Here is a 24163-nt window from a genome sequence, read left to right on the forward strand (position 1 = left end):
GCCCCCGCCAGGTGACCGGAGACCGGGAGAAAGGGGAACCCGGCGGCCACTTCGGACGTCGTAGGGGTTCGGAAGAGGTCCAGAAGTGCGTTGGTGTCCGACGACGAGCGGGGCACGGGTGATCCGGGTACTGGTGGTCGACGACGAAGCCCTGATCCGGACGGGCTTCGAGCACATCCTCAACTCCGCGGACGATCTCGACGTGGTGGCGGCGGTCCCCGGCGGCCGGGCGGTCCAGGCCGTACGGGAGCTGCGCCCCGAGGTCGTCCTGCTGGACATCCGGATGCCGGACGTGGACGGGCTGACCGTCCTCGCCGAGCTCGGAAGACTCCCCCGTCCTCCCGTGGTGGCCATGCTCACCACCTTCGACATGGACGAGTACGTGGCCGCCGCGCTGCGCTCGGGAGCCGCCGGTTTCCTCCTCAAGGACACCGACCCGGAGCAGCTTCCGTATCTCGTACGGACTTTGGCGGCGGGCGGGGTCGTCCTGTCGTCCGGGGTGACCCGGACCGTGGTCGACGGCTACCTGGACAACGGGCCCCGGGAGGCCGCCGTCCGCCTCGTGGACCGGCTGACCGAACGGGAGCGGGACGTACTGGTCCTGATCACGGAGGGGCTGTCCAACACCGACATCGCCGACCGGATGCATCTGAGCACGGGCACGGTGAAGGACCATGTGAGCGCCCTGCTCACCAAGTTGGAGGTGGGCAGCAGAGTGCAGGCGGCGCTGCTGGCCGAACGGGCGGGCCTGCTCAGACCGTCGCGCCGGCCCGGCGGCGGAAGCCCGGTCACCGGCGGAGGCCACGCGACCGGCGGAAGCCCGGCGACCAGCGGAAGCCCGCGCGGCGGCGGCGGAAGTCCGTTCGGCGGCGGAAGCCCGTTCGGCGGCGGAAGCCCGTTCGGCCGCGAACGGGCGGGCGGGTGAGGCCTCCCGCCCGCACCCCGCACGGACCCGCGACGGACGCCCTGCTCGTCGTGGTCTCGCTGCTGGACGTGTGGATCCACGACGTGGGCCCCCACCACCCGGGGGAGCTGGCCGCCGCGCTGCTCGCGGCGTGCGCGCTGCTGTCGCGTCGCCGTCTCCCCCTGCCCGTCTTCCTTCTCACCCTGCCGACGGCCCTGTTCACGGACGCGGTGTTCGCCACGCTGGTGGCGCTGTACACGCTGGCCTCGCGCACCCATCACCGGGTGCCGCTGGCCGTGTGCGCGCTGGCGTTCGCCGTCTGTGATCTGACGTGGTGGTCGTGGCCGTCACCGGAGTTCACCGATCTCGACGACCGCCAGGGCCTGATCCCGCTCTCCTACAGCGTGGCGCAGGCGACCGCGCCCCTCTTCCTCGGGCAGCTCGTCCAGGCCCGCCGCGAGCTGTCGCTGCGGCTGGTGGAGGTCTCCGAGGCGAAGGAGCACGAGCGGCTGCTGGTCGCCCAGGGCGTGCTGGCGAGGGAACGCGCCCAGCTCGCCCGGGAGATGCACGACGCCGTCTCCCACCAGGTCAGTCTGATCGCCGTGCGCGCCGGCGCCCTGCAGGTCGGCAGCCGGGACCCGGAGGCGAAGGAGGCCGCCGCCACGATACGGCTGCTCAGCGTGCAGACCCTGGACGAACTGCGGCACATGGTGGGCATACTGCGGGCCTCCGGCAGCCGCCCCACCGAACTGACCCCGCAGCCCTCCCTGGCCGACCTCGACCGGCTGGTCACCGGCAGCGGCATCGACACCGACCTGCGCACGGACCTGCCCGACGACCTCCCGCCGCCCGTCCAGCGCGCCGTCTACCGCACCGTGCAGGAAGCCCTCACCAACATCCGCAAGCACGCCCCCGGCGCCACCGCCACCATCCGCGTCCGGCAGCACGACGGCACCCTCCGCGCCACCGTCACCAACACCGCGCCCAGCCGCCCGGCCCTCTCCCTCCCCGGCGCCCACCACGGCCTGATCGGTCTGCGGCAGCGCGCCGAACTGCTCGGCGGGACCGTGACGTCCAGGCATCTGGCCGACGGCGGCTACGAGCTGCGTCTGGAGCTGCCGACCGACGCCGCGCAATGAGAGGCCCCGGACCGGACCCGGCCCGGGGCGCGCGTTCCACGTGGCCACGCGGCCAAGCGGCCCGCGCTCACCTGCTCACCCGCTCACACCCGCTCGCGCTACGCGACGCCGACGGGCTGGACCCGGACCCCACGGTGCCCCGTCAAACGGAAGGTTTCCTCCAGGCGGTCGAACCGGTCGGGCCGGTCCGTCCGCAGAGCGAGGATTCCCGCATGGAGGGCGGTCACGATCAGATGGGTGCGGTTCTTCGCGTCCAGCTTCTCCCGGAGGCTGCGCATGTGGGAGGCGACCGTGCGGGGTGAGATCGACAGTCGCCGGGACATGTCCGCGTCCGACAGACCGTGGGCTGCCAGAAGGAGGATCTCCAGTTCCCGGGCGCTGAGTCGGCCGGAGCTGTCCACTGCCATGGGTGCCTGCCTTGTTCGGTGGGGGTCGGGGACCCGTGTGTCGTCCGTGTGCTGCGGCTGTGACTCTTCCGTGACACCCGGGCCCCGGCCATCGACCGTTCGACCGATACCCGGCGGTAGTCATCGGCCGATCGACCTCGGTCCATCCGCCCGCGGCGCATCTTTCGCCGGGAACGCGCCAACCGCCCGATTCGGCACGGCCGTTCGACCGCCGGCTTCCGCGGACCGCCGGACCGGACAGGTGATCCATGGCATGCTCACACGTGTGAGCAGCACCCCCACACGTGTGATGATCGCCGACGATCAGGATCTGGTCCGGGCAGGTTTCCGGCTCATCCTCGACGCCCAGGAGGGCATCGAGGTGGTCGGAGAGGCCGCCGACGGGCTCGCGTGCGTGGAGGCGGCACGCGCGCTGCGGCCGGACGTGTGCCTCGTCGACGTCCGGATGCCGAAGCTGGACGGGCTGGAGGTGACCCGGCTGCTGGCCGGACCGGGGGCCACGCATCCGACCCAGGTCGTCGTGGTCACCAGCTTCGACCAGGACGACTACCTCAACATCGCGCTGCGCAACGGCGCCTGCGGCTTCCTGCTGAAGGACGCCGCGCCCGCGCTGCTGATCGAGGCGGTCCGGGCGGCGGCGCGCGGTGACGCGCTGGTCTCGCCCGGGGTGACGGTCCGGCTGCTGAAGCAGCTGGAGGAGCGGGCTTCGGCACCGGCGGACGGCACCGGTGTGCCCGAATCGTCGCTCAGCAGCCGGGAGTTGGACGTCGCGCGGCTGGTCGCTGTGGGCCGCACCAACCAGGAGATCAGCGACGAGCTGTGTCTGTCCCTGTCCACCGTGAAGACCCACCTGGGCCACATCCACCACAAGCTCGGCGTCCGCAACCGCGTCGAGGTCGCCGCCTGGGCCTGGGCCAACGGGACGGTCCGCACCGCGCGTTGAGGCGAGATCGCGCGCGATCCGTCCCGAAAGTGAACCGGGCCGCGCGCCGGTGGTGACTTTATGAACATCTCATGGTCGATCTGTGTCACTCCCCACAGAACGATGCACCGCCTGTCGGCGAGGCATGTCCATGCCTAGCCTGCACTTCCATGACAACTTCGTCACTCGCGGCACTCTCGGCACGAGCGACCCAGCCACACCACCACGGTCGCCCCCGGTCACCCGTGCGCCGGCTGAGCCACCAGGCCCTGTACCCGGCCCTGGGCGTGCTGTGGCTGCTCGACATGGGCATCATCGTGTCGCAGCAGCGGGGTCCTCTCGACTGGCTGCCGCTCGTGACGGGCCCGGTCGCCCTGGCGCTGGTGCTCGTGCCCGACGCACGGCTGAGCATCACCTGGCGTACGGGGGTGTGCGCGGGCCTGTCGTCGGCGGTGACGCTGGGCACCTCCCTGATGGGGTGGGCCATGCCCGAGTGGGGGCTGCTGGAGACGGCGTGCATGCTGGTCCTGCTCGCCCGTACCTGCCGCAACGTGGCCCGGCCCCGCGTCGCCCTCGCCCTGGCCGCCGCGATGGGGGCGAGCGTCATCGACGAACCCCTGCGCACCGGGGGCACGGGCATCACCCTCACCTACCCGTTCCTGCTGACGTTCGCGGTCGGCGGGGCCGTCGGGGCGGGCTGCTACCTGCGCACACTGGACGCCCGCCGCCGCCGTACGATCGCCGCCGTACGGCTCGCCGAGCGGATCCAACTCGCCCGGGAATTACATGACTTCGTCGCCCACCATGTCACGGGCATCATCGCGCAGGCGCACGCCGCCGGGGTGATCCACGAGAGCGCGCCGCAGCAGGTCGGCCCCATCCTGACCAACATCGCCGAGGCCGGGCAGCGGACCATGGACTCCATGCGGCGGCTGATCCGGGTGCTGCGCGAGGACGAGGGCGAGCAGACCTCCATCGAGCGGCCCGAGGAGCCGTACTCCGAACTCACCAAACTGGTCTCGGCGTTCAGCGGCCAGGGCGACGGGTCGACCGCCCAGCTGGAGATCACCGGAGCCGCCCGGCGCAGCGTTCTGCTGCCCGAGGTCGGCTCCGCGGTGCACCGTGTGGTGCAGGAGGCGCTGACCAACGTACGTCGGCACGCACCGGGCAGTCAGGCGACGGTCCGCGTCCACCGCACCCGCGACGACCTGCTCCGGGTCGACGTGTACAACGAGGGGCCGGAGCGGCGGGTCGCACGGCCCACGGGAGGCCGCGGCGGGTACGGCCTGGTCGGGCTGCGCGAGCGGGCGGAGGCCGTCGGCGGCTCCCTCACCTCGGGCCCCGCCGACGACGGCGGCTGGTGGCTCATCGCCCACTTCCCGGTCCGGACGGAGGCCGCGCTCGAAAGCGCCGAGGAGTCTGCCGCACCGGCCTCGCCGACCCGCAGACCGTCCGGACGGCACGCCAAGCCGCCCGGGCCCACGGAGCCCGAACCGGACATGAGTTGGGACGCGGGGTAGGCACGGGGAGCCGTGGGCGGGCGGTCCGGCGCGTGAATTAGGCAATTCTGCGAATCGCGCCGGGGCGGACCACGTTCTAATGTCGAAGCTCCAAGGCGCCGGGGCGGCCTTCTCTCGTCCCGCAGAGTGGTGAATCGGCCCGGGCCGGGCCTCTTTCCGGGGCCCGGTCCACCGCTTTCCGGTCCACCGCCCAGGAGACACAGGAGCCTTATGAGTACGGCCGTAGTGGTGGGCAGCGGTCCGAACGGTCTCGCGGCCGCCGTGTTCCTCGCCCGGGAGGGCGTGGAGGTCACCGTGCTGGAGGCCGCCGACACCATCGGCGGCGGCACCCGCACCAGCGAACTGACCCCGGGTCTGCTGCACGACCACTGCTCCGCCACGCACCCCATGGCCGTCGGCTCGCCGTTCCTGAGCGGCCTCGACCTCGGCCGGCACGGCCTCAGCTGGCGTCTGCCGGACATCGACTGCGTCCATCCGCTCGACTCGGGCGCCGCCGGGGTCCTGCACCGGTCGGTGCGGGAGACCGCCGACGGCTTCGGCGACGGCGACGGCCGCCGATGGCGGCGCGTCTTCGGGCCTCTCGCGGACGGCTACGACGCGCTGGCCGAGGACATCATGCGGCCCCTGACCCATGTGCCGCGGCATCCGCTGCGGCTGGCGGCCTTCGGTCCGCGGGCCCTGCTGCCGGCCGCGGCGGTGGCCCGGCGGTGGCGGTCCGAGGAGGCCCGCGCCCTGTTCGCCGGGGTCGCCGCGCACGCGTTCCGCCCGTTCGACCGGCCGGCGAGCGCCGCGGTCGGCCTGACGATCATCGCCGCCGGTCACCGGCACGGCTGGCCGGTGGCGGCGGGCGGCTCCCGGGCGATCTCCGACGCGCTCGCGGCTCAGCTCGAGGAGTTCGGCGGCCGGATCGAGACCGGTGTACGGGTACGGTCCGAGGCCGATCTGCCCCCGGCCGACGTGGTCATGTTCGACCTGGCCCCGCGCGCGGTCGCCGACGTCCTCGGCGACCGGCTGCCGGTGCGGGTGGCCCGCGCCTACCGCCGCTACCGGCACGGTCCCGGCGCGTTCAAGGTGGACTTCGCCGTCCAGGACGGTGTGCCCTGGACCAACGAGGCGGCCCGCCGGGCCGGCACCGTCCACCTCGGCGGGACCTACGCGGAGGTCGCCGCCGGCGAGCGCGCGATCCATCAGGGACGTATGCCGGAACGGCCGTTCGTCCTCGTCGGGCAGCAGTATCTGGCCGACCCCCGGCGCTCGAAGGGCGACGTCCACCCGGTCTGGACGTACGCGCACGTCCCGCACGGCTACGACGGCGACGCCACGGCGGCGGTCGTCGCGCAGATCGAGCGCTTCGCCCCCGGCTTCCGCGAACGGGTCCTCGACCTGGCCGTCCGCCCGCCCGCGGGCTTCGAGGAGTACAACCCGAACTACGTCGGCGGTGACGTCGTCGCCGGGGCGAACACCGCCTTCCAGCTCGTCATGCGTCCACGGGCCGCGCTCGACCCCTACAGCACGGGCGTACCGGGCATGTACATCTGCTCGGCGGCCACCCCGCCGGGAGCGGGCGCCCACGGTATGTGCGGGGCGAACGCGGCGGCGTCGGCATTGCGCCGGCTCCGTCGTTGATCTCCTTTTCCAGAAAGGCCCGGACCACGCGGTCCGGGCCTTTTTCGTGGTGCCCGGAGTTCACCCCGACCATGCGAAGCCTGCCACTCAGGAATTCGTCAATTTTCTGGATGTGAAGCCCCTGTGGGCCCCCGTAGTGTTCTTTCTCGAAGGGCACGGAAAAAAGGTTCTCCGAAGCCCTCGAAACGAAAGGGAAAAGCGAATGAGCAGCATTGCGAAGGCGATGGACCGTCTGGACCTCCCCGTGGAGGGTGTCATCCTCGCGTCCGCTCGTCCGACCCTCGGTACCCCGCGCATCGGCCGGGTCAGCGGGGCCAACGCCCTCAACGCGCTGGGTGGTCTGGCCGACCTGGCCCAGGCCGCCGGTGGTGTCGCCCAGGTGGTCGGCGCCGCGAGCGCGGTGGAGGCGAACAACGCGGCGGTGGACGCCAACCAGGCCGTCGCCAACGCCGCGAACGCGCAGGCCGCGGCCGTCGGCGGCGCCGTCTGATCCGCTCCGCCGATCGACGCAGCACATGAGAACTGCCGGGCCAGAGGTGTGTTCTGGCCCGGCAGTGTGGCTTCAGGCAAGCGCCTTGAAGCAAGCCCCTTGAGGCAAAAAATCGCACCCAGAGGCTACCACGAAAGAGGAGCCCGTGAAATTCAGCGGAAAAATCCCTCCCGTCATTCCGGGGCGGATCACCTCTGCGGTCTTCGGGCCGGCTCCGGTCGGCAGGGACCGTGCCCTCGGCATCTCCGAGCGACTGGCCGCCGTGTCCAGTCTGCAGTCCTCCCTGGAGTATCTGAGCCAGCGCAAGGACATCGAGAAGGGCGGGATGAACGACTGGGAGGTCGCCCGGCAGAACCTGGCCGCGGCCGGCCCTCTGACGCGTCGTCTGGTCGACGGGGTCAGCGGTGTGCGGACCACGACCGCCCTGCATGTCGCCCGCTCCGCCGTGGCCCTCGCCCTGCTGCTGCCCGGCGACTCGCGCTGGCGGGGCGCGGGCAACCTCTTCCTCGGCGCCTCCTCCGCGGTGCTCTCCCCCCGCCACCACTACGGCGGCGACGGCTCCGACCAGGTCGCCACGCTGGTCCAACTGGCCACCGGCGCCGCCCGCGTGGTGCCCTCCCCCGCCGCCAAGGACGCGCTGATGTGGTACGCCGCGATCCAGGCCAACATGGCCTATGCGATCTCCGGCTGGGTCAAGCTGTTCGGCAAGCCCTGGCGGGACGCCACCGCGCTCGGCGGAGTGATGCGCACCCGTACCTACGGGCACGAGGGCATGCACCGCTGGACGGTGGAACACCCGAGGACCGCGAAGGTGCTCACGCACAGCGTGCTGGCCCTGGAGTGCCTCTTCCCGCTGGTCTACGCCCGGGGCGGCAAGCTGACCCGCTCCATGATCACGAGCGCCGCCGCGTTCCATGTCGCCAACGGCTACTTCATGGGACTCAGCCGCTTCGTCCCCGCCTTCCCCGCCTTCCATCCCCTGGTCGCCTACACCACGACCCCCCGCTCCCACCCCGTCGGCGCCGCCCGTGACGACCGGGCCCGGGCCGTCGCCGCCGTCGCGCTCGCGGGCGGCGCCGCCGCGGCGGCGGTCACCGCCGTACGCCGCAGGCTGCGCACCACCGAGGGCTGGCACACCTCCCGCACCCTCACCACCCGGCACGGCAACCGGCTCCAGTACGAGGAGTACTCACCGGGCCACCCCGACCGGCCGGTGATCGTGCTGGCGAACGGCCTGCTGTCGACCAGCGAGCACTACGCCTGGATCGCCGAGCGCCTGTGCCACGAGACCCGCTACGGGGTCGTCACCTACGCCCGCGCCGGCTACGCGGGCAGCCGGCGCCTGGCCACCACCGGGTTCCGGCTGTCGGAGTCCGTCCACGACCTCGTCGACCTCGTGAACGGCGCCGTCGCCCCGCACCGCAAGGTGATCCTCGTCGGCCACTCCATCGGCGGCGAACTCGCCCGCCGCGCCGCCCGGCAGCTGGGCGACCGCCTCCAGGGGATCGTCTACCTCGACTCCTCCCACCCCGGTCAGTTCACCAGCGGGCTGGGCACGATCGAGCGGGGCCTGGCCGGCAACTTCGCCTCCGTCAGCCGGGCACTGCGGCTGGGCTCGGGCCTCCTCCTCACCCGCCCGGTGTGGATCAGTGAACTGCCGTACGCCTACCGCAAGAAGGTGTTCGCGCAGTACGCGGACGCCCGGATGTGGGAGGCCGCGCGCCGCGAATGGAAGGCGATCCGCGACGACTTCTCCTCCTTCACCGGGGCTCTCGCCCGGATCGAGGGCGTCCCCGCGCTGGTGGTCTCCGCCCAGCGGACGGTGGACCGCAGCCCCGAACAGCTGCTGCTGCACCGGGAACTCGCCGAGGCCCATGTCCGCGCACCCGCCGAGACCGTGGTCATCGAGGGCGCCACCCACGAGAGCATGCTGATCAACAGCCGCCACGCGAACCAGGTGACGGACCGCATCCTCGCGTTCTTCGACGGCGTCGACGGACGCTCCCCCACCGGCCCCGCCGCCCGGTCGGGCTCCTCCGCCGGATCCGGTTCCGCCGGCCGCCCCGCCCGTCCCGCCGCACGGAAGGAGAGCGCGCGATGAGGTCGCTGCCCCGTACGTATCTGAGGAAGGCCCTCACCGGGGAGGGTGCCCCCTGGCGGATCGCCGGAGCCGCGATGCTCCTGCTGACGCTCGCCGGTCAGCATCCCCACCACGACTTCAGCCGGGTCCGGTCCCGGGACCACTTCTCCCTCCTGCCGAACTGGCGGTTCTTCGCCCCGCACCCGGCCATGTTCGACTACCACTTCCTGTACCGCACGGTGAGCGGCGACGGCTCGGCCTCCACCTGGCGCGACGCCAGCGGCATCGTCGACCGCAAGCCCATGCATCTGGTCTGGTTCCCGACCCGGCGCGCCGACAAGGCCGTCTTCGACGCCTGTCAGGAGATCCTGCCGCGCCTGGAACAGGGGTTCGCCGCGGCCACCAGCACCCCCGGCTGCCGGCTGATCACCGAACATGTCCGCACCCGTATCGCGGCCGAGGAGACTCCGGCCGACGACATCCGGGGCTTCCAGTTCGCGCTGGCCTCCGGCACCGGGTACGACCTGCGCCAGGACCCCCGGCTCATGTTCGTCTCCCCGTTCATACCGCTCGACCCGTACGCGTCGAGGACCCCGCTCAGCCCGTCCTCCGCCGCCTCCTCGGCCTCCTCGGCCAAGACCGAAGTGAGGGCCTGATCATGAGCCTCGACAACCCCTTCTTCATCAGCGGCCTCGCCCTGGTCGGGATCGGCTTCATCAAGGCCGCCCTGCTGTACGTCCAGGTGGTGCGCGAGCGCAAGCAGGACGGGAGTGACTCCGAGTGAGCCCCGTCGGCACGCGGCCCCCGGCCAGGCCGCGGGCCGTCCACCGGGCGGTCCCGCAGCTCCATCTGCATCTGCTGTGGGGCAAGGGCGCCAAGCCGTGGCGGGCGCTCGGCCGGCACCGCGGACTCATCGGACTCGGCATCCTGCTGGGCCTGTTGGGTGCCGCTGCCTCCCTGGCACAGCCCGCGGTCATCGGCGCGCTGGTGGCCACCGTCGAGCAGGGTCAGCCGGTGACCGAGCCGATCATGATCGCGGCGGCCCTGTTCCTCGCCGACGCCGTCCTCGGCGCCCTCCACTCGTACGTCATCGGGCTGGCCGGGGAGAACATCGTCTACGACATCCGCAGCGGCCTCGCCTCCCGGCTGCTGCGGTCCCGGTTCCGGGCGTACAGCGGCTGGAAGCAGGGCGATGTGTTCGCCCGGATGGTCAGCGACACGCTGCTCGCCCGCACCACGATGACGCACGCCATCGACAGCATCATCCAGAACGGGTTCCTGGTCGTCGGCGGTATCGCGCTGATGGCCTGGGTCGACGAGGTGCTGCTCCTGGCCACCCTGGGCTGTCTCGGCGTCACCAGCGTGATCTCGCTGTGGCTGGCGCGCGGGGTGCGGAAGGTGTCGATCACCAACCAGACCGACACCGGCAACTTCGGCTCCGCGCTGATGCGGGTGCTCGGCGCGATGCCGACCGTGAAGGCGTCCCGCGCCGAGACCCGGGAGGCGGAGGGCATCGCGGACATCGCCAAACAGGCCCGCAAGTCCGGGATCAAGGTGACCGTCCTGTCGTCGCTGCTCGACCCCACGATGAGCATCGGCACCCAGCTCGCCCTCACCGTCGTCATCGCGCTGGGCGCGGCCCGCAGCGCGACGGGCCAGATGAGCGCCGCCGACCTGACCGCGTTCATCCTGTACCTCTTCTACCTGGTGGCGCCGCTGCTGACGCTGTTCACCTCCATCGCCCAGTTCCAGGTCGGCCGGGCGTCGATCGACCGCCTGGCCGAGCTGGGGAAGATCGAGGTGGAGGGCGACCGGGCGACGGAGCCCCCGGCCGAGCGCAAGCGCGGCTCCCGTGCCTCCTCCCGGGGCGCGTACGACAGCGGTCTCGTCTTCGACAAGGTGACGTTCGCCTATCCCGGCAGCGACAAGGTCGTCCTCGACGACGTCTCCTTCAAGGTCCCGGCCACCGGGCTGACCGCCGTGGTCGGCCCGTCCGGCGCCGGCAAGTCCACCGTCTTCCAGCTGATCGAGCGGCTCTTCGACCCGGTGTCCGGGGCGATCCGCATCGACGGCACGGACATCACCGACATGCCGCTGAACCAGCTCCGGTCCGTCGTCGGCTACGTCGACCAGGACCACACCCTGCTGCGCGGCACCGTCCGGGAGAACCTCACCTACAGCGCGCCGGACGCCGGTGACAAGGACATCGCCGAGGCGCTGCGCATGGCCAATCTGACCGAGGTGATCGCCGCGCTCCCGCACGGCCTCGACACCGAACTCGGCGACCGGGGCGCGGGGTTGTCGGGCGGCCAGCGCCAACGCCTCGCCATCGCACGGACCTTGCTCCAGGCGCCACGGTTCCTGCTGCTGGACGAGGCAACCGCCAACCTCGACACCGAGTCGGAGAACGCGCTGCGCGACAGCATCGCCATGATCTCCGACTTCTGCGCGGTCATCGCCATCGCCCACCGGCTGTCCACCGTCACCGAGGCCCAGCGGATCGTCGTGCTCGACCGGGGCGAGGTGCACGCCATCGGCACCCATGACGAACTCCACCGGCACAGCGACCTCTACCGCCGGCTCGCCCGGATCCAGTCGCTCACCGACGTGGCGTCCTGACCCAAGTACCCGACAGGAGAGTGTGATGAACGATTTCCTGCTGATCCCGTTCGTGGTGGCCCTCGGCATCGTCGGCTTCCTGGTCACCACCCGGGCCGTCAGCACCCCCGCGGTCCTCGGCGTCGCCCTGGTGGTGCTGCTCGGTGCCTGCGCCCAGGCCAGACGGAGCACCCATCCAAGGCCCACCCCGCCCAAGAAACGGAGGCACCACCCATGAGCACACCGACCAGGCCCACGACGTTCAACGGGCTCACGACCACCGGCACGACCACGGGCACGACCACGGGCGAGATCATCGACGACATCGGCTACGGCCGGCAGTTCGACGACTGGTACCACCGGCTCTTCCCCGACGACGCGTCCGTCACCGCCGAGGTCGACCGTCTGGTCTCCCTCCACCCCGACCCGCCCTCGGGGACCGTCGAGTTCGGCGTCGGCAACGGACGTGTCGCGCTCCCGCTGTCCCGCCGCGTCGGCCCGGTCACCGGCGTCGACTGCTCCCCGGAGATGCTCGGCCTGCTGCGCCGCGACCGCACCGACGACACCCCCGTGGACGCCGTGCACGGCGACATCCGCACCTACACCGCCGACCGCACCGTGGGCCTCGTGTACGCCATCTGCGCCACCCTGTCGATGCTGCTGACCCCGGAGGAGCAGCGGCAGGCGGTACGGCGGGCCGCCGATCTGCTGTCCCCGGGCGGCCGGTTCGTCGTGGAGACCCACAACAAGCCGGCCATCCTCGCCCTGCACGAGGGCCGGGCCCGCACCACGTACTTCACGCCGTACCCGGAGCCCGGCACGGGTCTGCAGAGCCACTCGCTGCTGCTGCCCGAGGGGTCGCTGTGGCACCTCTCGCACGTCTGGTTCGAGTCCGACGGCACCAGCCGGGTCGGCACCGAGGTCTCCCGGCTGACCGCCCCGGAGGAGTTCGACGCCTACGCCCGCGCCGCCGGGCTGGTCCCCGAGAGCCGCTTCGGCGACTGGCCCGCCGACGCGGCCCCGTACTCCCCCGACTCCCCGCTGGCCATCTGCACCTACGTCAAGCCTTGACCGCCCCGGACGAGGAGGGGGCCGGGACGTCTCCCCGGCCCCCTCGCCTCCGGCCCGCGTCCCGCGATCACAGAGCCATCAGCCCCGCCGCCGTCTCCTCGAACCCACAGGCGTCGAGGTAGAACGGCCGCAGCCGCTCCTCGAAGTCGACGTGCAGCCAAGCGCATCCGGCGCCCCGGGCCTCCCCGGCCGCCGTCTCGACCAGCGCGGCACCGACACCTCTCTTCCAGCGGTGCCGCGCCATCACCGTGTCCAGGACGAAGGCGTGGACTCCCCCGTCCCAGGCGACGTTGACGAAACCGATCAGCGCCCCGTCCTCCCGCGCGCAGACCCAGCCGAGACTGTGCCGTTCGAGTCGTTCGCGCCAGGCGGTCCGGCCGAGGGGGTGTCCGAAGCCGTCGGCGTGCAGCGCGTCGAGGTCGGCGTCGGCGAAATCGCCCCGCCACGCGTATGTGATCGTCACTCCCCGATCATAGACATCACCCCACTCAATTGAACATGTTCAAAATGAAGGGTTACGCTGGTGCCGAGCGAAGCCGAGGGGGTTCGATGAAGGTAGTGCTGCCCGGGGGAACCGGACAGGTGGGAACATTGCTCGACCGTGCGCTGACGGCGGCCGGGCACGAGGTGACCGTGCTGACCAGGCGTCCCGTGCGACCGCATCACCTCGGCTGGGACGGCTCCACGCTCGGCCCCTGGGCCGAGGCGATCGACGGCAGCGATGTCGTGGTCAACCTGGCGGGGCGCAGCGTCTCCTGCCGGTACACCGCCGAGAACATGCGGGCCATGATGGACTCCCGGGTGGATTCGGCGCGGGTGGTCGGGGAGGCGATCGCCGGGTCCGCACGTCCCCCGCGTGTCTGGCTGCAGATGAGTACGGCGACGGTCTACGCCCACCGCTTCGACGCGGCGCACGACGAGACGACCGGGGTGATCGGCGGCGCCGAGGCCGGGGTGCCGGACTACTGGGCGTACAGCGTGGAGATCGCGAAGAACTGGGAGCGGGCGCAGAGCGAGGCGCCGACGCCCGCGACCCGCAAGGTGGCGTTGCGCGCGGCGATGGTCATGAGCCCGGACCGGGGCGGGGTGTTCCACGTCCTGTCCCGGATGGCGCGCCTCGGGCTGGGCGGTCCGGTGGCCGGCGGCGCGCAGTACGTCTCCTGGATCCACGGCGAGGACTTCGTACGGGCGGTGGAGTTCCTGATCGCCCGGGACGACCTCGACGGCCCGGTGAACCTCTCCTCCCCCGGCCCCCTGCCGCACCGCGCGTTCATGCGGACACTGCGCGAGGCCTGGGGCGTCCCGGTGGGCCTGCCGGCGACCCGCTGGATGGCGGAACTGGGGGCGTTCGCCCTGCGCTCGGACACCGAGCTGCTGCTCAAGAGCCGCCGGGTGACACCCGGCCGCCTGCGCGCGGCCGGGTTCGAGTTCGCGCATCCGGACTGGGAGGAGGCCGCCACGTCCCTCGTACGGAGCGCCGGCCGGAAGCCCACGGGCATCGCGTCCCCCGCCCGCCCGGCGGGGTGAGAAATTCGGGGGCGGGTGGTCGTCGCCCCGGTCGATCCGTCGAAGGTGGGGGTGGAGGTGGAGACATCGTCCTCGCCCGGGTCGCGGGCACGGTGTATCTGCACCTGGTGTCCGCCCTGGACCCCGCCGGGAAGCGGGTGCGGATCAGCAACAACCGTGGCCACGTCAACGGTTGGACCGGTCACGACCGTGTCTTCGGCAGCTGTGCCGCGGTCGAGGGCGTGCCCCGGCCGGTCGCCGCAGGCAAGGTCCGCGCACCCGACTCCCACGAGGAGTCGTGACCGGCGCGGCGCGCGGACGTCGCCCTTCTCACCGTCCTTCGGCCGTGGCCACCGCGAACCCGGCGATCCACGCGGGGATCGCCTCGTGGAAGCGGGAGGTCATGGCGTACGGGCCGGTCGCGGTGAGGGAGGCGAACGCGGCGATCCAGGCGCGGACCTCGTGGGCGGAGCCGCCGGCCTCCGCGGCCATCCCGGCCACGGTCCAGGAGTCGAACTCCGTAAGCTCCCCGCGTTCGAGGTGGTCGAGGAGCCGGTTGTCCCAGGCGGGGTTGAGGGGGATCATCGCGCTCGACCCGGCGGCGTAGTCGCGGCCCGCCCGGACGACCCTCTCCTCGCCCTTCGCCCGCTGTTCGGGGGTCGGCGCGTGGCCCTCGATGAGCGCGTCCGCGACCCGGGGCGGCGCGCCCTCCAGTACGGGCACCGGCGGGTCGTGCGAGAGGCCGCCGGAGGCGAGGAACAGCACCCGCCGGTCGAGTGCGGCGGCGGCCTCCCCGATCGCCGTGCCCAGGGCTCTGATCCGGCGCACCGGGCCCAGCGGTGTGGCCACGCCGTTGACGAAGACGGGGACCACCGGCACCCGGTCGATACCGCCGAAGAGGACTTCGAGGGGCTGTGCGAAGCCGTGGTCGACGGTCATCCGGGCGGAGACGGTGAGGTCGATGTCCCGGTCGAGCACACCCTGCGCGAGGGCTTTCGCGGCGGCGGTGTCGACGGACAGCGGTCCGGCGGCCGTACCGAAGTCACCGACCGCGTGCGCCTCGGTGGCCAGGCAGAACGGCGGCATCTCCTTGTAGAAGAAGCCGTTGTAGTGGTCGGGCGCGTAGAGCACGACCAGGTCGGGAGCGAAGGCCCGGACGAAGTCTCTCGCGGTGTCGACGGCCTCCCCGACGCGGGCCAGGACCTCGGGCTCCGGGTCGTTCTTGCCGATGAGGGGCGAGTGGGACAGCCCGACGGCTGCTGCGGGCATGGGTGTTCCTATCGGTGGGAGGGGGAGTCCGAGGGGTGGATCACGAGCTTTCCGGTCAGCCCGCCGTCGATCATGAGCTGGAAGCCCTTGTGGATGTCCGTGAGCGGCAGGGTCCGGTCGATCACCGGCCGGACGCCGGTCGCGTCGAGCATGCGGAGCATCGCGACCAGTTCGGCGCGGGTGCCGCCGGTGGAGCCGAGGATCCGCTGCTGGAGGTAGAAGATCCGGCCGAGGTCGGCGGGCGGGTTGGTCCCGCTGGTGGCACCGGCGATCACGACCGTGCCGCCGGGCCGCAGCGACTTCAGCGAGTGCGACCAGGTCGCCTCGCCGACCGTGTCCACGACGACGTCGACCTTCTCGGGCAGCCGTTCACCGGTGGGTACGGCGGCACGGGCACCCCAGCCGACGGCCTCGGCGCGCTTGTCCGCGCTGCGGCTGGTGGTGTAGACGACCGCCCCGGCGGCCACCGCGAGTTTGATGGCGGCGGAGGCGACCCCGCCGCCGGCGCCCTGGACGAGGACCCGGTCGCCCGCGGTGATCCGGGCCTGGGTGAACAGCATGCGGTAGGCGGTGGTCCAGGCGACCGGGAGACAGGCGGCCTCGTCGAACGACAGCCACGCGGGCTTGGGGACGAGGTTGCGGGTCGGCACGGTCAGCCACTCGGCGAACGCACCGTCGTGCCGCTCGGACAGCAGCGCGCGGTCCGGGTCCAGCGTCTCGTCGCCCCCGCCGGCGTCCGGGTCGCCCAGCACCGGGTGGACGATGACCTCCTTGCCGTCCTCGTCGTAGCCGACGGCGTCGCAGCCGAGGACGATCGGGAGACGGTCGGGCGGGTGGCCGACGCCTCTGAGGGTCCACAGATCGTGCATGTTGAGGGAGGAGGCCACGACCCGGACCCGGGACCAGCCGGGCTTCGGGGCGGGCAGGGGGACGTCGTCGCGCAGGGCGAGCCCGGAGAGGGGGTCGGTGGCGCTCTGGGAGAGGGCGATGGCGGCAAGCACGGGATCACGGTGACCGGTGGCCGGGGCCGGGCTCCAGTGCTTGTGCCGGTGTGCAGCACGGGTGTCGGTCTTTCCGGGGCCGCGCCCCTCAGGACATCGGGGGCACGGGTCGGTCGCGCAACGAGCCGCGGCCGACGGCCAGGTGGATACCTGTGCCGTCGGCCGTGTCCGGAGCCGGGATCAGTGGGGCATGTCGTCCAGCGCCGTGGGCAGGTCGGCCAGCCACAGGGGCTCCACCGTGTACAGGACGACGGTGCCGGTGGGCAGGTCCGCCTCGGTGACGCGGTGGAAGCCGGCCGTCTCGAAGGTGTGCCGGGCGATGAGGTCGTCCTCGTCCGGCGCGGCGACCAGACGGCGGCAGCGCGGGTCGGCGGCGAAGAGGGCCGGGACGAGGCCGCCCAGCAGCCGGCCGGTGTCGGGGAGGGCCGGCCCCACCAGGTGGACGGCGATGTCGTGCGCGCCGTACGGATAGCAGGCCCGCAGCGGGTGGTCCCGGACCCGGGACAGCCGCAGTCCGGGCGGCAACGGCGACGGCAGGTCGAGGGCGGTGTTCACGACCGGCTCACTCGGTGCCGTCGGAGGGCTCGGCCTCGGCCTCGGCCATGCGGCGCAGTTCGCCCTTGTCGAGCTTGCCGCTGGCGTTGCGCGGGAGCCGGTCGACGAGCAGCAGCCGGGTGGGCAGCTTGTAGCGGGCGAGCTGACGGCCGGCGAACTCCCGTACGTCGTCCAGGGTCGGCGGGGTGCCCGGCTCGCACATGAGGATCGCCTGGACCGTCTCTCCCCAGGTCGGGTCGGGGACCCCGAGGACGGCCGCCTCCAACACTCCGGGGCAGGCGGCGAGGACGCGCTCCACCTCGGCCGGGTAGACGTTCTCACCGCCGCTGATGATCATGTCCTTGAGCCGGTCGACGATGGAGTAGAAGCCCTCCTTGTCGCGGTGGGCGATGTCACCCGTGTGGAACCAGCCGGCGTCGTCGAAGGCCGCGTCGGTGGCGTCCGGGTTGTTCCAGTAGCCGCCGGTGACATTGGGGCCCCGCACGCAGATCTCCCCCCGGGTGTCGGCCTCGGTGATCCGGGCGCCGGTGACCGGGTCGACGAGGCAGACCTCGGTGTACGGCATGGGGGCACCGGCCGAACCCGCCTTCTCCTCGGTGAGCCCGGCGGGCAGATAGGTGGCGAAGGGGGCCGTCTCGGTGAGCCCCCACGCCTGCTGGAGCAGGATCCCGCGCTCGGCGTAGTCCCTGATCAGCCGGGGCGGGACGGGGGCGCCCGCGACGACCGCCGACCGCAGCGCGCCCAGCTCGGCCTCGGCGAAGCCGGGCACCCGGGCGAGGGCGGCGTACATCGCGGGGACGGCGAAGACCGATGTCACCCGGTGCCGCACCAGGTCGTCCAGGCACTGCGCGGGGTCGAAGCCGCGGCGCAGGACGACCGTGCCGCCGCGCAGCAGGGTGCGCAGGGTGAGGGCGTTGAGGCCGCCGATGTGGAACAGGGGTGCGACGGCGAGGTTCACGTCGTCGGAGCGGGTGTCGACCATGCTGTCGACGTTGACCGCGTTCCACCACAGGTTGCCGTGGGTGAGCATGACGCCCTTGGGGCGGCCGGTGGTGCCGGAGGTGTACATGAGGACACCGAGGTCGTCGTCGTGCAGCGGCACCGCCTCCCGTTCGGGGCGGCCGGGGCCGAGCAGCGTCGAGAGCGGGGTCCATCCGTCCGGCGGCTCGGCGGCGGGGCAGGCGGGGTCGGTGTCGACCAGGACGTGGCACCGGGAGGGGATGTCGTCGCGCACCGACTCCACCAGTGCGCGGTGCCCCTCCTCGACGACCAGGGTGTGGGCCCCGCTGTCGCTGAGGATGTGGCGGACCTCGTCGGCGGCGAGCCGGAAGTTGACGGGGACGAAGACGGCTCCGAGGTGGGCGGCGGCGAACAGGGCGTGGAAGAACGCGGGGCTGTTGAAGCCGAGATAGGCGATCCGGTCGCCGCGCCGCAGCCCCCGCTCGGCGAGCCCGGCGGCCAACTCGACGGCGGTGCGGCTGAGTTGGGCGGCGGTGAACTCCTGCTCCTGGTAGACGAGGGCGGTGGGCGTGGGGTATTTGGCTCTGCGGTGCAGTGCGGCTGCGGGGCTGATGTCGACGGCGGCCATGACGGCGGCTCCTTCGATGGCTGTCGTACGGGTGACGGGAAGAACGGAGCACGGGGTCAGAGGCCGGCGCCGCCGGCGGCGGTGCGGAAGCCGCGCACGGCGATCCCGCCGTCGGCGGGGATGACGGCTCCGGTGACGGTGCCGCTGTCGGCGCGGGAGGCGAGCAGGACGTAGGGGCCGGTGAAGTCCTCGGGCTCCACGCTGGAGTCGTGCAGGGGTATGAGGGGTGCCTGTTCCCGTCCCGACGCCTCGTTCCTGGCGAAGGACTCCTCCAGGGTGCGGTGGTGGAGGCCGAGGCTCTCGGGGCCGCGCAGCCGGGTGCGCATGCCGCCGACGGCGACACCGTTGACGCGGACCCTGGGGGCCAGCTCGTAGGCGAACTGGCGGAGCAGCCCGAGGCAGGCGTGTTTGCTGGCGGTGTACAGGGAACCGCCGCCGTCGGTGTGGAAGGAGGCGTTGGAGAGGGTCATGACGATGCTCCCGCGGCTGCGGACCAGTTCGCGCCACGCGGCCTCCACGGCCAGGACGTATCCCTTGACGTTGATCCCGAACAGTTCGTCGAAGGTCGCGGAGAGTTCCTTGCCGCCGAGCCGGGTGACGCTGCGGTGATAGTCCCAGATTCCGGCGTTCGGGACGAGGATGTCGAGCCTGCCGAAGCGTTCCACGGTGGCCTCGACCGCCCGGTGCATGTCGTCCGGGGAGCGCACGTCGCCGATGACGGTCAGCACCCGCTCCCCCGCCGGTCCGGCGGCCTCGACGACCTCCCGCAGCTGCTCGGCCTGCCGGCCGACGACGGTGACGCTCGCTCCCTCGGCGAGGTACCGCAGGGCGACCGCGCGGCCGATGCCGGAGCCGCCGCCGGTGATCAGGGCGACGTCGCCCTCCAGCCAGCCCATGGCTCAGTGCTCCTTGAGGAAGTCGGTGACCAGCCGTTCGAACTCGGCCCGCCGCTCCAGCTGCACCCAGTGGCCGCAGCCGCCGAAGACATGCAGCCGTACGTCACGGATCTGCTTGAGCATCAGCTGGGCCCCGTCGAGGGTGATCGTGCGGTCGTCGCGGCCCCAGAGCAGCAGGGTCGGCGCCTTGATCCGGTGGACGCGCTGCCAGAGCGGGTCCATGCCGTGCCGCTGGGCGAAGGCCGCGTTGTAGGCGTGGTAGAAGGCGATGTGCGAGGGGTCGAGGGAGGCCTCGTAGCGGGCCTGCGCGGTGTCGGCCCAGCGCTTCGGCTCGGCGGTCATCACGCCGATGAAGTCCCGCATCTTCTTCAGCGTCGGCCCTTCCCCGTGGTAGTAGCGGAACATCGCCTTCTGCCCCTCGGTCGGGGTCGGCCCGAACGGCAGCCAGCCACCGCCGGGAGCCATCAGCACCAGCCTCTCCACGCGCTCGGGCGCTTCGAGCGCGGTGGCGATGGCCGCGGCCCCGCCGAGGCTGTTGCCCAGCAGATGGAAGCGGTCGACGCCGAGCGCGTCCAGGGTCCGCAGCAGGGCGTCGACGGTGATCTCGGTGATGCTGCGGGCGTCGAGATCCGCCTCCGTCGGGCGGTAGCTCCCGCCGAATCCGGGCTGGTCCGGGAGGATCACGCGGAAGTGCTCGGTCAGCGCCGGCAGGTTCTGGTGGTAGTTGGCGACGGCACTCGCGCCGGGGCCTCCGCCGTGCAGCATCACCAGCGCCGGCCCGGCGCCCGCCTCGCTGACGGCGATCGGGCCGAGCGAGGTCCGCACGGTGTGCTCGACGAGCTTGACCTCGGCGGTCTCTTCAGTGGTCACGAGCAGGCTCCGGTTCACAGGAAGGTGCTGATGTTCTTGGCGAGCAGGACGTTCTGGTCGAGCAGGATCGTGCGCCGGGCGATCAGCAGGCCGCCGTCCTCGGTGCGGCGCAGCAGATCGGTACGGCCGCCGGCGTAGAGGTCGACCTCGCGTTCGAGCCGGTTGCGGTAGCAGAGGAAGGCCGACTCGGCGATGTACTCGTCCGGTGCCTCGCCCTGCCGTACGAGGACGTTGCCGATCAGATGGCGGGTGCGGGAGGGCGGGTCCTCGGCCCAGGCCATGCCCGAGTCGAAGCGCCGGATCCGCCACGCCAGACTGGCACGGGTCTCGTCGAAGATCGCGACCTCGCCGGGCGAGCCGTCGGCCAGCGCCTGCTGCCGCCGCAGCCGGTTGGTGCGCACGGGCGCCCAGTAGTGCAGATCGTCGGCGAACAGCTCCAGCCAGTCCGCGTACCGGTGCTGATCGAGCAGCTGGGCCTCGACGGTGTACAGCCGCTGCACCTCGAAGTGCAGCAGCATGTCGTCGTACGACACCGCCGAGGGTGCCGTGAGCCCCGTCGGCTCCGTCGGCTCCGTGGGCTCCGTGGGCTCCGTGGGCTCCGTGGATTGGATGCTCATGGGTCGGTCCTCCTGAGATCCGCGCTCGGGGTCATTCCGGCGCGGACGGGGTGGTTCGGGAAGCACCTGTGCCGCTGTGCGGCACGGCGGGGCGCGGCACCGCCGTGCCGCGCAGCGGATCGGGGCCGCGGGGCAGCGTGCCCCGGGCCGTGTGCGGTCCGCGGCGCACCGACCGCCTTCACCGCAGCAGCGCACGCAGATCCACCGTCTCGTCGGCCAGCCTGGCCGCGTCGACGGCGACGCCCCGGTCCACCAGCCGCCGCGCGGCCTTGACGTCCCGGCTCCGGTCGATCCCGGCCGCGGCCACCACCCGATCGCCCCGCAGCCCGAAGGCGGTGAAGGCGCCGTCGGCGGGGACGCCCCGCAGTACGGTCCGCTCGGCCCGGGCCATCGTGCCGACCGCCTCCAGCCGCGAGCCGTGCCGGTCGGACCAGAACCAGGGCGCGCCCGGATCGGGAACGGGCAGGCCGAGCAGGCCGGATGCGGCGGCCTCGCCGTCCCGCCGGGCGGCCTCCCAGTGCTCGTGCCGTACGCGGCGGCCGTGGCTGCGGGCCACGTCGCCGACGGCGAAGACCCGGGGGTGGGACGTGCGTCGACCCTCGCGCACCACGATCCCGTCGTCCACGACGAGCCCGGCGGCCTCCGCAAGCTCCGTGGCCGGCCGGATACCGATCCCGACCACGACCGTGTCGGCGGCGACGGACTCCCGGTCCCCGCCGAGGTGCACCAGCACCCCTGCGCGCCGGCGCTCCAGCCGCTCGACCCCGGCGGTGATCACGTCGATGCCCTCGGCGGTGTGTCTGCGGTGCAGCACGCCCGCGATGTCGTCCCCGACCACCGGGGCGAGCGGCAGCGCCACCGGGTCGATCAGGACGACCCGGCACCCCAGCGCGCACGCGACGGCCGCGGTCTCGGCCCCGATCAGCCCGGCCCCGACGACGGCCACCCGGGCGCCGGGCAGCAGTCGCTCCCGCAGCCGCTCGGCCTCCTCCCAGGTGCGCAGCGGGTGTACGGCCGGGTCGTCGCCGCCGCCGGGGACGGGCAGCGCGCGGGGCGTGCCGCCGGTGGCCAGGACGACCCGGTCGGCGGCCTCGACGGTGCCGTCGGCCAGTTCCAGGCCTCCTTCGCCCGGCCGGACCGCCCGGACCGGCGTTCCCTCGCGGAGCGACACCCGCTGGTCGTCGTACCACTGCTCGGGGCGCAGCAGGACATCGTCACGGCGTGCCTTCCCGAGCAGGACGTCCTTGCTCAACGGCGGCCGGTCGTACGGCAGTCCGCGCTCGGCGGAGTGGAGGACGAGTTCGCCGTCGTAGCCGTGGGCGCGCAGGGCGTCGCAGGTGGAGAGGGCGGCGAGGCCGGCGCCGACGACGGCGATACGGCGGGGCGGGTTCATCCGGTGTGCTCCTCGCCCGGGTGCAGCCAGACGCCTCCGTCGTGGACCTCGACGCGGTGGGTGCGGGCGGCGACGGTGGCGGGCATGCACTGCGGTTCACCGGACTTCAGGCAGAAGCGGGCGCTGTGCAGGGGGCATTCGACCTCGCCGTTCTCGATCCAGCCGTCGGAGAGGGAGGCCTGGCCGTGGGAGCAGGTGTCGTCGAGGGCGTAGTAGGCGCCGCCGTCGTGGAAGACGGCGATGGCGTCGTGGTGGCCGGTGGTGTCGGCGGGCACCTTCAGGGCCTCGCCCTCCTCGATGTCACCCAGCTCCGCGACGCGGACTCCGGTGCCGGTGGTGCTCATACGGACTCCTTCTCGTGCCAGGCGGGCGTGTTCATCAGGTCGCGCCAGCGTGCGTAGAAGCCGCGGGCGGCGCCGTCGCTGTAGAGGCGGCCGGTGGTGCCGGGGTGGACGCCGTCCTCGCCGTCGAGGCCGAGGCCCATCTGGTAGTTGAGGGTCAGGGAGCCGGCCATGAAGCCGTGGGCGGTGGCCTGGACCTCCGACCAGTTCTCGCCGTCGTCCTGCTCGAAGATGCCGGTGGGGCCGAACGTCCGCAGGTTGTAGACGCGTTGGGCGTCCTTGACCTCGTCGGGCATCGACCGGTCGACGAGGGTCCAGGCCCAGACCTCCATCCGGTCGGGGCCCCTGGGGTGCCAGACGCGGATGGAGCCGTTGACGGGGAGGTAGGAGAAGTTGGGGAACATCGTGCCGTGCCCGGTGGTCATGGGGCCCTCGACACGGGCGTCCCCGAGCCGTTCGCGCAGGGCCTCGTAGTCGTACCAGTCGTGCACCACCCGGTCGTCGAAGCGGCTCTTGGGGTGGGTGGGGAAGCCGTGGCCGTGGCCGAGCGGGTCGGTGTACTGCCGTCCGGGGGTCCCCACGATCTCCGTCCTCGGTCCCTTGCCGGTGGGCGACATGACCATGAGCGCCGAGGCGTGCGAGATGTTGACGTGGTACCAGTCGGACGCGAACTGCTCGGCGGCGAGCTTCCAGTTGCCCTCCAGCACCCACTTGTGCACCCCGCCGACGACCTCGGTGCCCTGCGGGTCGCGGTCGAGCATGGCGTCCAGGTACCAGGCGAGACCGCCCAGTGCCTCGCTCAGGGGCGGGGCCTCGGGGTTCCAGGTCGCGAAGACGAGCCCCTTGTACGTGTCGAGCCGGGCGACCTCGACCAGTCCCCACTTCTCCCGCTCGAAGTGGGCGGGATAGTCGTCGCCGTTGGGCACGTTGATCAGCCGTCCGGAGGTGTCGTACGACCAGCCGTGGTAACTGCAGGTGAACGCCTTGGTGGCGCCCGCGTCGGCACGGCAGACCCGCATGCCGCGATGGCGGCAGGCGTTGAGGAAGGCCCGCAGTTTCCGGTCGCGGCCCATGGCGACGATGACCGGGTCCTCGCCCATGTAGGTGGTGAAGAAGTCGCCCGGTTTGGCGAACTGGCTCTCGTGCGCCAGGAACAGCCAGCTCGGCGCGAAGACCCGGCGCAGCTCCTGCCGGTACAGGCGGGCGTCGCTGAAGATCGTCCGGTCGATCAGGCCCCGGTCGAGGTCGAAGTGGGCGCCGACGTCGACGGACGGCTCTCGGTGTCGCTGCATGGGGGACAGGAGATGTCGGCCGGTGAGGCCCTGCCCAGCCGTCGTGCCGGGATGCGGAACAGCGCCGCGCACGGCGCC

General features: G+C 72.4%; 26 protein-coding genes. 14 read left to right on the forward strand and 12 right to left on the reverse strand.

The window, feature by feature from the left end:
• Window positions 1-118: 118 nt before the first annotated feature.
• Window positions 119-925: a response regulator gene (locus tag J8M51_RS07945; RefSeq protein ID WP_267299058.1), complete on the forward strand. Its 807-nt coding sequence runs from the start codon at window positions 119-121 to the stop codon at window positions 923-925.
• Window positions 922-2043 carry a sensor histidine kinase gene (locus tag J8M51_RS07950; protein ID WP_086756716.1) on the forward strand — a complete coding sequence of 374 codons (1122 nt, stop codon included), beginning with the start codon at window positions 922-924 and terminating at the stop codon, window positions 2041-2043. Before J8M51_RS07945 ends, J8M51_RS07950 begins: the two co-directional genes overlap by 4 nt.
• Window positions 2044-2141: 98 nt before the next feature.
• Here J8M51_RS07950 and J8M51_RS07955 read toward each other — a convergent pair whose 3' ends face one another.
• A complete protein-coding gene (locus tag J8M51_RS07955) occupies window positions 2142-2450 on the reverse strand; it encodes a response regulator transcription factor (protein WP_086756718.1) in 309 nt (102 codons plus the stop codon).
• 253 nt (window positions 2451-2703) lie between these two features.
• Between J8M51_RS07955 and J8M51_RS07960 the strand changes: the two genes are divergently transcribed.
• The 10 genes from J8M51_RS07960 to J8M51_RS08005 all read left to right on the forward strand — a co-directional run bounded on the left by J8M51_RS07960 (window position 2704) and on the right by J8M51_RS08005 (window position 12757).
• Window positions 2704-3393: a response regulator gene (locus tag J8M51_RS07960; RefSeq protein ID WP_086756720.1), complete on the forward strand. Its 690-nt coding sequence runs from the start codon at window positions 2704-2706 to the stop codon at window positions 3391-3393.
• 149 nt (window positions 3394-3542) lie between these two features.
• On the forward strand, window positions 3543-4892 hold the full coding sequence (locus tag J8M51_RS07965; RefSeq protein WP_236067478.1) for a sensor histidine kinase: 1350 nt from the start codon (window positions 3543-3545) through the stop codon (window positions 4890-4892).
• Window positions 4893-5102: 210 nt separating this feature from the next.
• Complete coding sequence (locus J8M51_RS07970) at window positions 5103-6518, forward strand: phytoene desaturase family protein (protein ID WP_086756722.1); 1416 nt, start codon at window positions 5103-5105, stop codon at window positions 6516-6518.
• A 202-nt stretch (window positions 6519-6720) separates the two neighbouring features.
• The gene (locus J8M51_RS07975; protein ID WP_236067477.1) at window positions 6721-7008 is read left to right on the forward strand and encodes a hypothetical protein; all 288 of its coding nucleotides are present in this window, start codon (window positions 6721-6723) and stop codon (window positions 7006-7008) included.
• A 145-nt stretch (window positions 7009-7153) separates the two neighbouring features.
• Entirely contained in the window at window positions 7154-9109 is a 1956-nt protein-coding gene (locus J8M51_RS07980) for an alpha/beta fold hydrolase (RefSeq protein WP_086756723.1), read from the forward strand.
• Complete coding sequence (locus J8M51_RS07985; RefSeq protein ID WP_086756725.1) at window positions 9106-9744, forward strand: hypothetical protein; 639 nt, start codon at window positions 9106-9108, stop codon at window positions 9742-9744. Before J8M51_RS07980 ends, J8M51_RS07985 begins: the two co-directional genes overlap by 4 nt.
• 2 nt (window positions 9745-9746) lie before the next feature.
• Window positions 9747-9872, forward strand: coding sequence for a hypothetical protein (locus J8M51_RS07990; protein ID WP_256964950.1), 126 nt, complete (start codon window positions 9747-9749; stop codon window positions 9870-9872).
• Window positions 9869-11707, forward strand: a complete 1839-nt coding sequence (locus J8M51_RS07995; protein ID WP_086756726.1) for an ABC transporter ATP-binding protein — start codon at window positions 9869-9871, stop codon at window positions 11705-11707. The genes J8M51_RS07990 and J8M51_RS07995 overlap by 4 nt, the downstream gene beginning before the upstream one ends.
• A gap of 25 nt (window positions 11708-11732) precedes the next feature.
• The gene (locus J8M51_RS08000; RefSeq protein ID WP_086756728.1) at window positions 11733-11924 is read left to right on the forward strand and encodes a hypothetical protein; all 192 of its coding nucleotides are present in this window, start codon (window positions 11733-11735) and stop codon (window positions 11922-11924) included.
• The gene (locus J8M51_RS08005; protein ID WP_267299059.1) at window positions 11921-12757 is read left to right on the forward strand and encodes a class I SAM-dependent methyltransferase; all 837 of its coding nucleotides are present in this window, start codon (window positions 11921-11923) and stop codon (window positions 12755-12757) included. The genes J8M51_RS08000 and J8M51_RS08005 overlap by 4 nt, the downstream gene beginning before the upstream one ends.
• A 67-nt stretch (window positions 12758-12824) precedes the next feature.
• Here J8M51_RS08005 and J8M51_RS08010 read toward each other — a convergent pair whose 3' ends face one another.
• Window positions 12825-13220, reverse strand: a complete 396-nt coding sequence (locus tag J8M51_RS08010; protein WP_086756233.1) for a GNAT family N-acetyltransferase — start codon at window positions 13218-13220, stop codon at window positions 12825-12827.
• Window positions 13221-13306: 86 nt separating this feature from the next.
• On the opposite strand from J8M51_RS08010, the gene J8M51_RS08015 reads away from it, so the two are divergent.
• Together J8M51_RS08015 and J8M51_RS08020 are read left to right on the forward strand one after the other, a co-directional pair.
• On the forward strand, window positions 13307-14284 hold the full coding sequence (locus J8M51_RS08015) for an epimerase (RefSeq protein ID WP_086756232.1): 978 nt from the start codon (window positions 13307-13309) through the stop codon (window positions 14282-14284).
• A 107-nt stretch (window positions 14285-14391) separates the two neighbouring features.
• Complete coding sequence (locus J8M51_RS08020) at window positions 14392-14565, forward strand: hypothetical protein (RefSeq protein ID WP_256964830.1); 174 nt, start codon at window positions 14392-14394, stop codon at window positions 14563-14565.
• 28 nt (window positions 14566-14593) lie between these two features.
• Here the strand turns inward: J8M51_RS08020 and J8M51_RS08025 are convergent, their stop codons facing one another.
• From J8M51_RS08025 to J8M51_RS08070, 10 genes are all read right to left on the reverse strand, one after another.
• Window positions 14594-15532: a 3-carboxyethylcatechol 2,3-dioxygenase gene (locus J8M51_RS08025; RefSeq protein ID WP_086756231.1), complete on the reverse strand. Its 939-nt coding sequence runs from the start codon at window positions 15530-15532 to the stop codon at window positions 14594-14596.
• A gap of 8 nt (window positions 15533-15540) precedes the next feature.
• A complete protein-coding gene (locus J8M51_RS08030) occupies window positions 15541-16533 on the reverse strand; it encodes a zinc-binding dehydrogenase (RefSeq protein WP_086756229.1) in 993 nt (330 codons plus the stop codon).
• 180 nt (window positions 16534-16713) lie between these two features.
• A complete protein-coding gene (locus J8M51_RS08035) occupies window positions 16714-17088 on the reverse strand; it encodes a GNAT family N-acetyltransferase (protein ID WP_086756227.1) in 375 nt (124 codons plus the stop codon).
• A 7-nt stretch (window positions 17089-17095) separates the two neighbouring features.
• On the reverse strand, window positions 17096-18676 hold the full coding sequence (locus J8M51_RS08040; protein WP_086756225.1) for a long-chain-fatty-acid--CoA ligase: 1581 nt from the start codon (window positions 18674-18676) through the stop codon (window positions 17096-17098).
• Between the two features lie 56 nt (window positions 18677-18732).
• Window positions 18733-19572, reverse strand: a complete 840-nt coding sequence (locus J8M51_RS08045) for an SDR family NAD(P)-dependent oxidoreductase (protein ID WP_086756224.1) — start codon at window positions 19570-19572, stop codon at window positions 18733-18735.
• A 3-nt stretch (window positions 19573-19575) separates the two neighbouring features.
• Complete coding sequence (locus J8M51_RS08050) at window positions 19576-20442, reverse strand: alpha/beta fold hydrolase (RefSeq protein WP_086756235.1); 867 nt, start codon at window positions 20440-20442, stop codon at window positions 19576-19578.
• 14 nt (window positions 20443-20456) lie between these two features.
• The gene (locus J8M51_RS08055) at window positions 20457-21059 is read right to left on the reverse strand and encodes a 3-phenylpropionate/cinnamic acid dioxygenase subunit beta (RefSeq protein WP_086756222.1); all 603 of its coding nucleotides are present in this window, start codon (window positions 21057-21059) and stop codon (window positions 20457-20459) included.
• A 178-nt stretch (window positions 21060-21237) separates the two neighbouring features.
• The gene (locus J8M51_RS08060; RefSeq protein ID WP_086756220.1) at window positions 21238-22452 is read right to left on the reverse strand and encodes an NAD(P)/FAD-dependent oxidoreductase; all 1215 of its coding nucleotides are present in this window, start codon (window positions 22450-22452) and stop codon (window positions 21238-21240) included.
• Window positions 22449-22796 carry a bifunctional 3-phenylpropionate/cinnamic acid dioxygenase ferredoxin subunit gene (locus tag J8M51_RS08065; protein WP_086756218.1) on the reverse strand — a complete coding sequence of 116 codons (348 nt, stop codon included), beginning with the start codon at window positions 22794-22796 and terminating at the stop codon, window positions 22449-22451. Before J8M51_RS08065 ends, J8M51_RS08060 begins: the two co-directional genes overlap by 4 nt.
• Window positions 22793-24085, reverse strand: a complete 1293-nt coding sequence (locus tag J8M51_RS08070) for an aromatic ring-hydroxylating dioxygenase subunit alpha (RefSeq protein WP_086756216.1) — start codon at window positions 24083-24085, stop codon at window positions 22793-22795. Before J8M51_RS08070 ends, J8M51_RS08065 begins: the two co-directional genes overlap by 4 nt.
• Window positions 24086-24163 lie beyond the last annotated feature (78 nt).

Origin of the sequence: Streptomyces griseiscabiei (genome assembly GCF_020010925.1) — a bacterium.
Classification (GTDB): domain Bacteria; phylum Actinomycetota; class Actinomycetes; order Streptomycetales; family Streptomycetaceae; genus Streptomyces; species Streptomyces griseiscabiei.

Excerpts from the sequence above, each read along its gene's own strand:
- J8M51_RS08065 (WP_086756218.1), bottom strand. The coding sequence starts at position 22,796 with ATGAGCACCACCGGCACCGGAGTCCGCGTCGCGGAGCTGGGTGACATC.
- J8M51_RS07990 (WP_256964950.1), top strand. The coding sequence starts at position 9,747 with ATGAGCCTCGACAACCCCTTCTTCATCAGCGGCCTCGCCCTGGTCGGG.
- J8M51_RS08015 (WP_086756232.1), top strand. The coding sequence starts at position 13,307 with ATGAAGGTAGTGCTGCCCGGGGGAACCGGACAGGTGGGAACATTGCTC.
- J8M51_RS08045 (WP_086756224.1), bottom strand. The coding sequence starts at position 19,572 with ATGGGCTGGCTGGAGGGCGACGTCGCCCTGATCACCGGCGGCGGCTCC.
- J8M51_RS07955 (WP_086756718.1), bottom strand. The coding sequence starts at position 2,450 with ATGGCAGTGGACAGCTCCGGCCGACTCAGCGCCCGGGAACTGGAGATC.
- J8M51_RS08040 (WP_086756225.1), bottom strand. The coding sequence starts at position 18,676 with ATGGCCGCCGTCGACATCAGCCCCGCAGCCGCACTGCACCGCAGAGCC.
- J8M51_RS08055 (WP_086756222.1), bottom strand. The coding sequence starts at position 21,059 with ATGAGCATCCAATCCACGGAGCCCACGGAGCCCACGGAGCCCACGGAG.
- J8M51_RS07970 (WP_086756722.1), top strand. The coding sequence starts at position 5,103 with ATGAGTACGGCCGTAGTGGTGGGCAGCGGTCCGAACGGTCTCGCGGCC.
- J8M51_RS08060 (WP_086756220.1), bottom strand. The coding sequence starts at position 22,452 with ATGAACCCGCCCCGCCGTATCGCCGTCGTCGGCGCCGGCCTCGCCGCC.
- J8M51_RS08000 (WP_086756728.1), top strand. The coding sequence starts at position 11,733 with ATGAACGATTTCCTGCTGATCCCGTTCGTGGTGGCCCTCGGCATCGTC.
- J8M51_RS08070 (WP_086756216.1), bottom strand. The coding sequence starts at position 24,085 with ATGCAGCGACACCGAGAGCCGTCCGTCGACGTCGGCGCCCACTTCGAC.
- J8M51_RS07965 (WP_236067478.1), top strand. The coding sequence starts at position 3,543 with ATGACAACTTCGTCACTCGCGGCACTCTCGGCACGAGCGACCCAGCCA.
- J8M51_RS07960 (WP_086756720.1), top strand. The coding sequence starts at position 2,704 with ATGCTCACACGTGTGAGCAGCACCCCCACACGTGTGATGATCGCCGAC.
- J8M51_RS08025 (WP_086756231.1), bottom strand. The coding sequence starts at position 15,532 with ATGCCCGCAGCAGCCGTCGGGCTGTCCCACTCGCCCCTCATCGGCAAG.
- J8M51_RS08005 (WP_267299059.1), top strand. The coding sequence starts at position 11,921 with ATGAGCACACCGACCAGGCCCACGACGTTCAACGGGCTCACGACCACC.
- J8M51_RS07975 (WP_236067477.1), top strand. The coding sequence starts at position 6,721 with ATGAGCAGCATTGCGAAGGCGATGGACCGTCTGGACCTCCCCGTGGAG.
- J8M51_RS07985 (WP_086756725.1), top strand. The coding sequence starts at position 9,106 with ATGAGGTCGCTGCCCCGTACGTATCTGAGGAAGGCCCTCACCGGGGAG.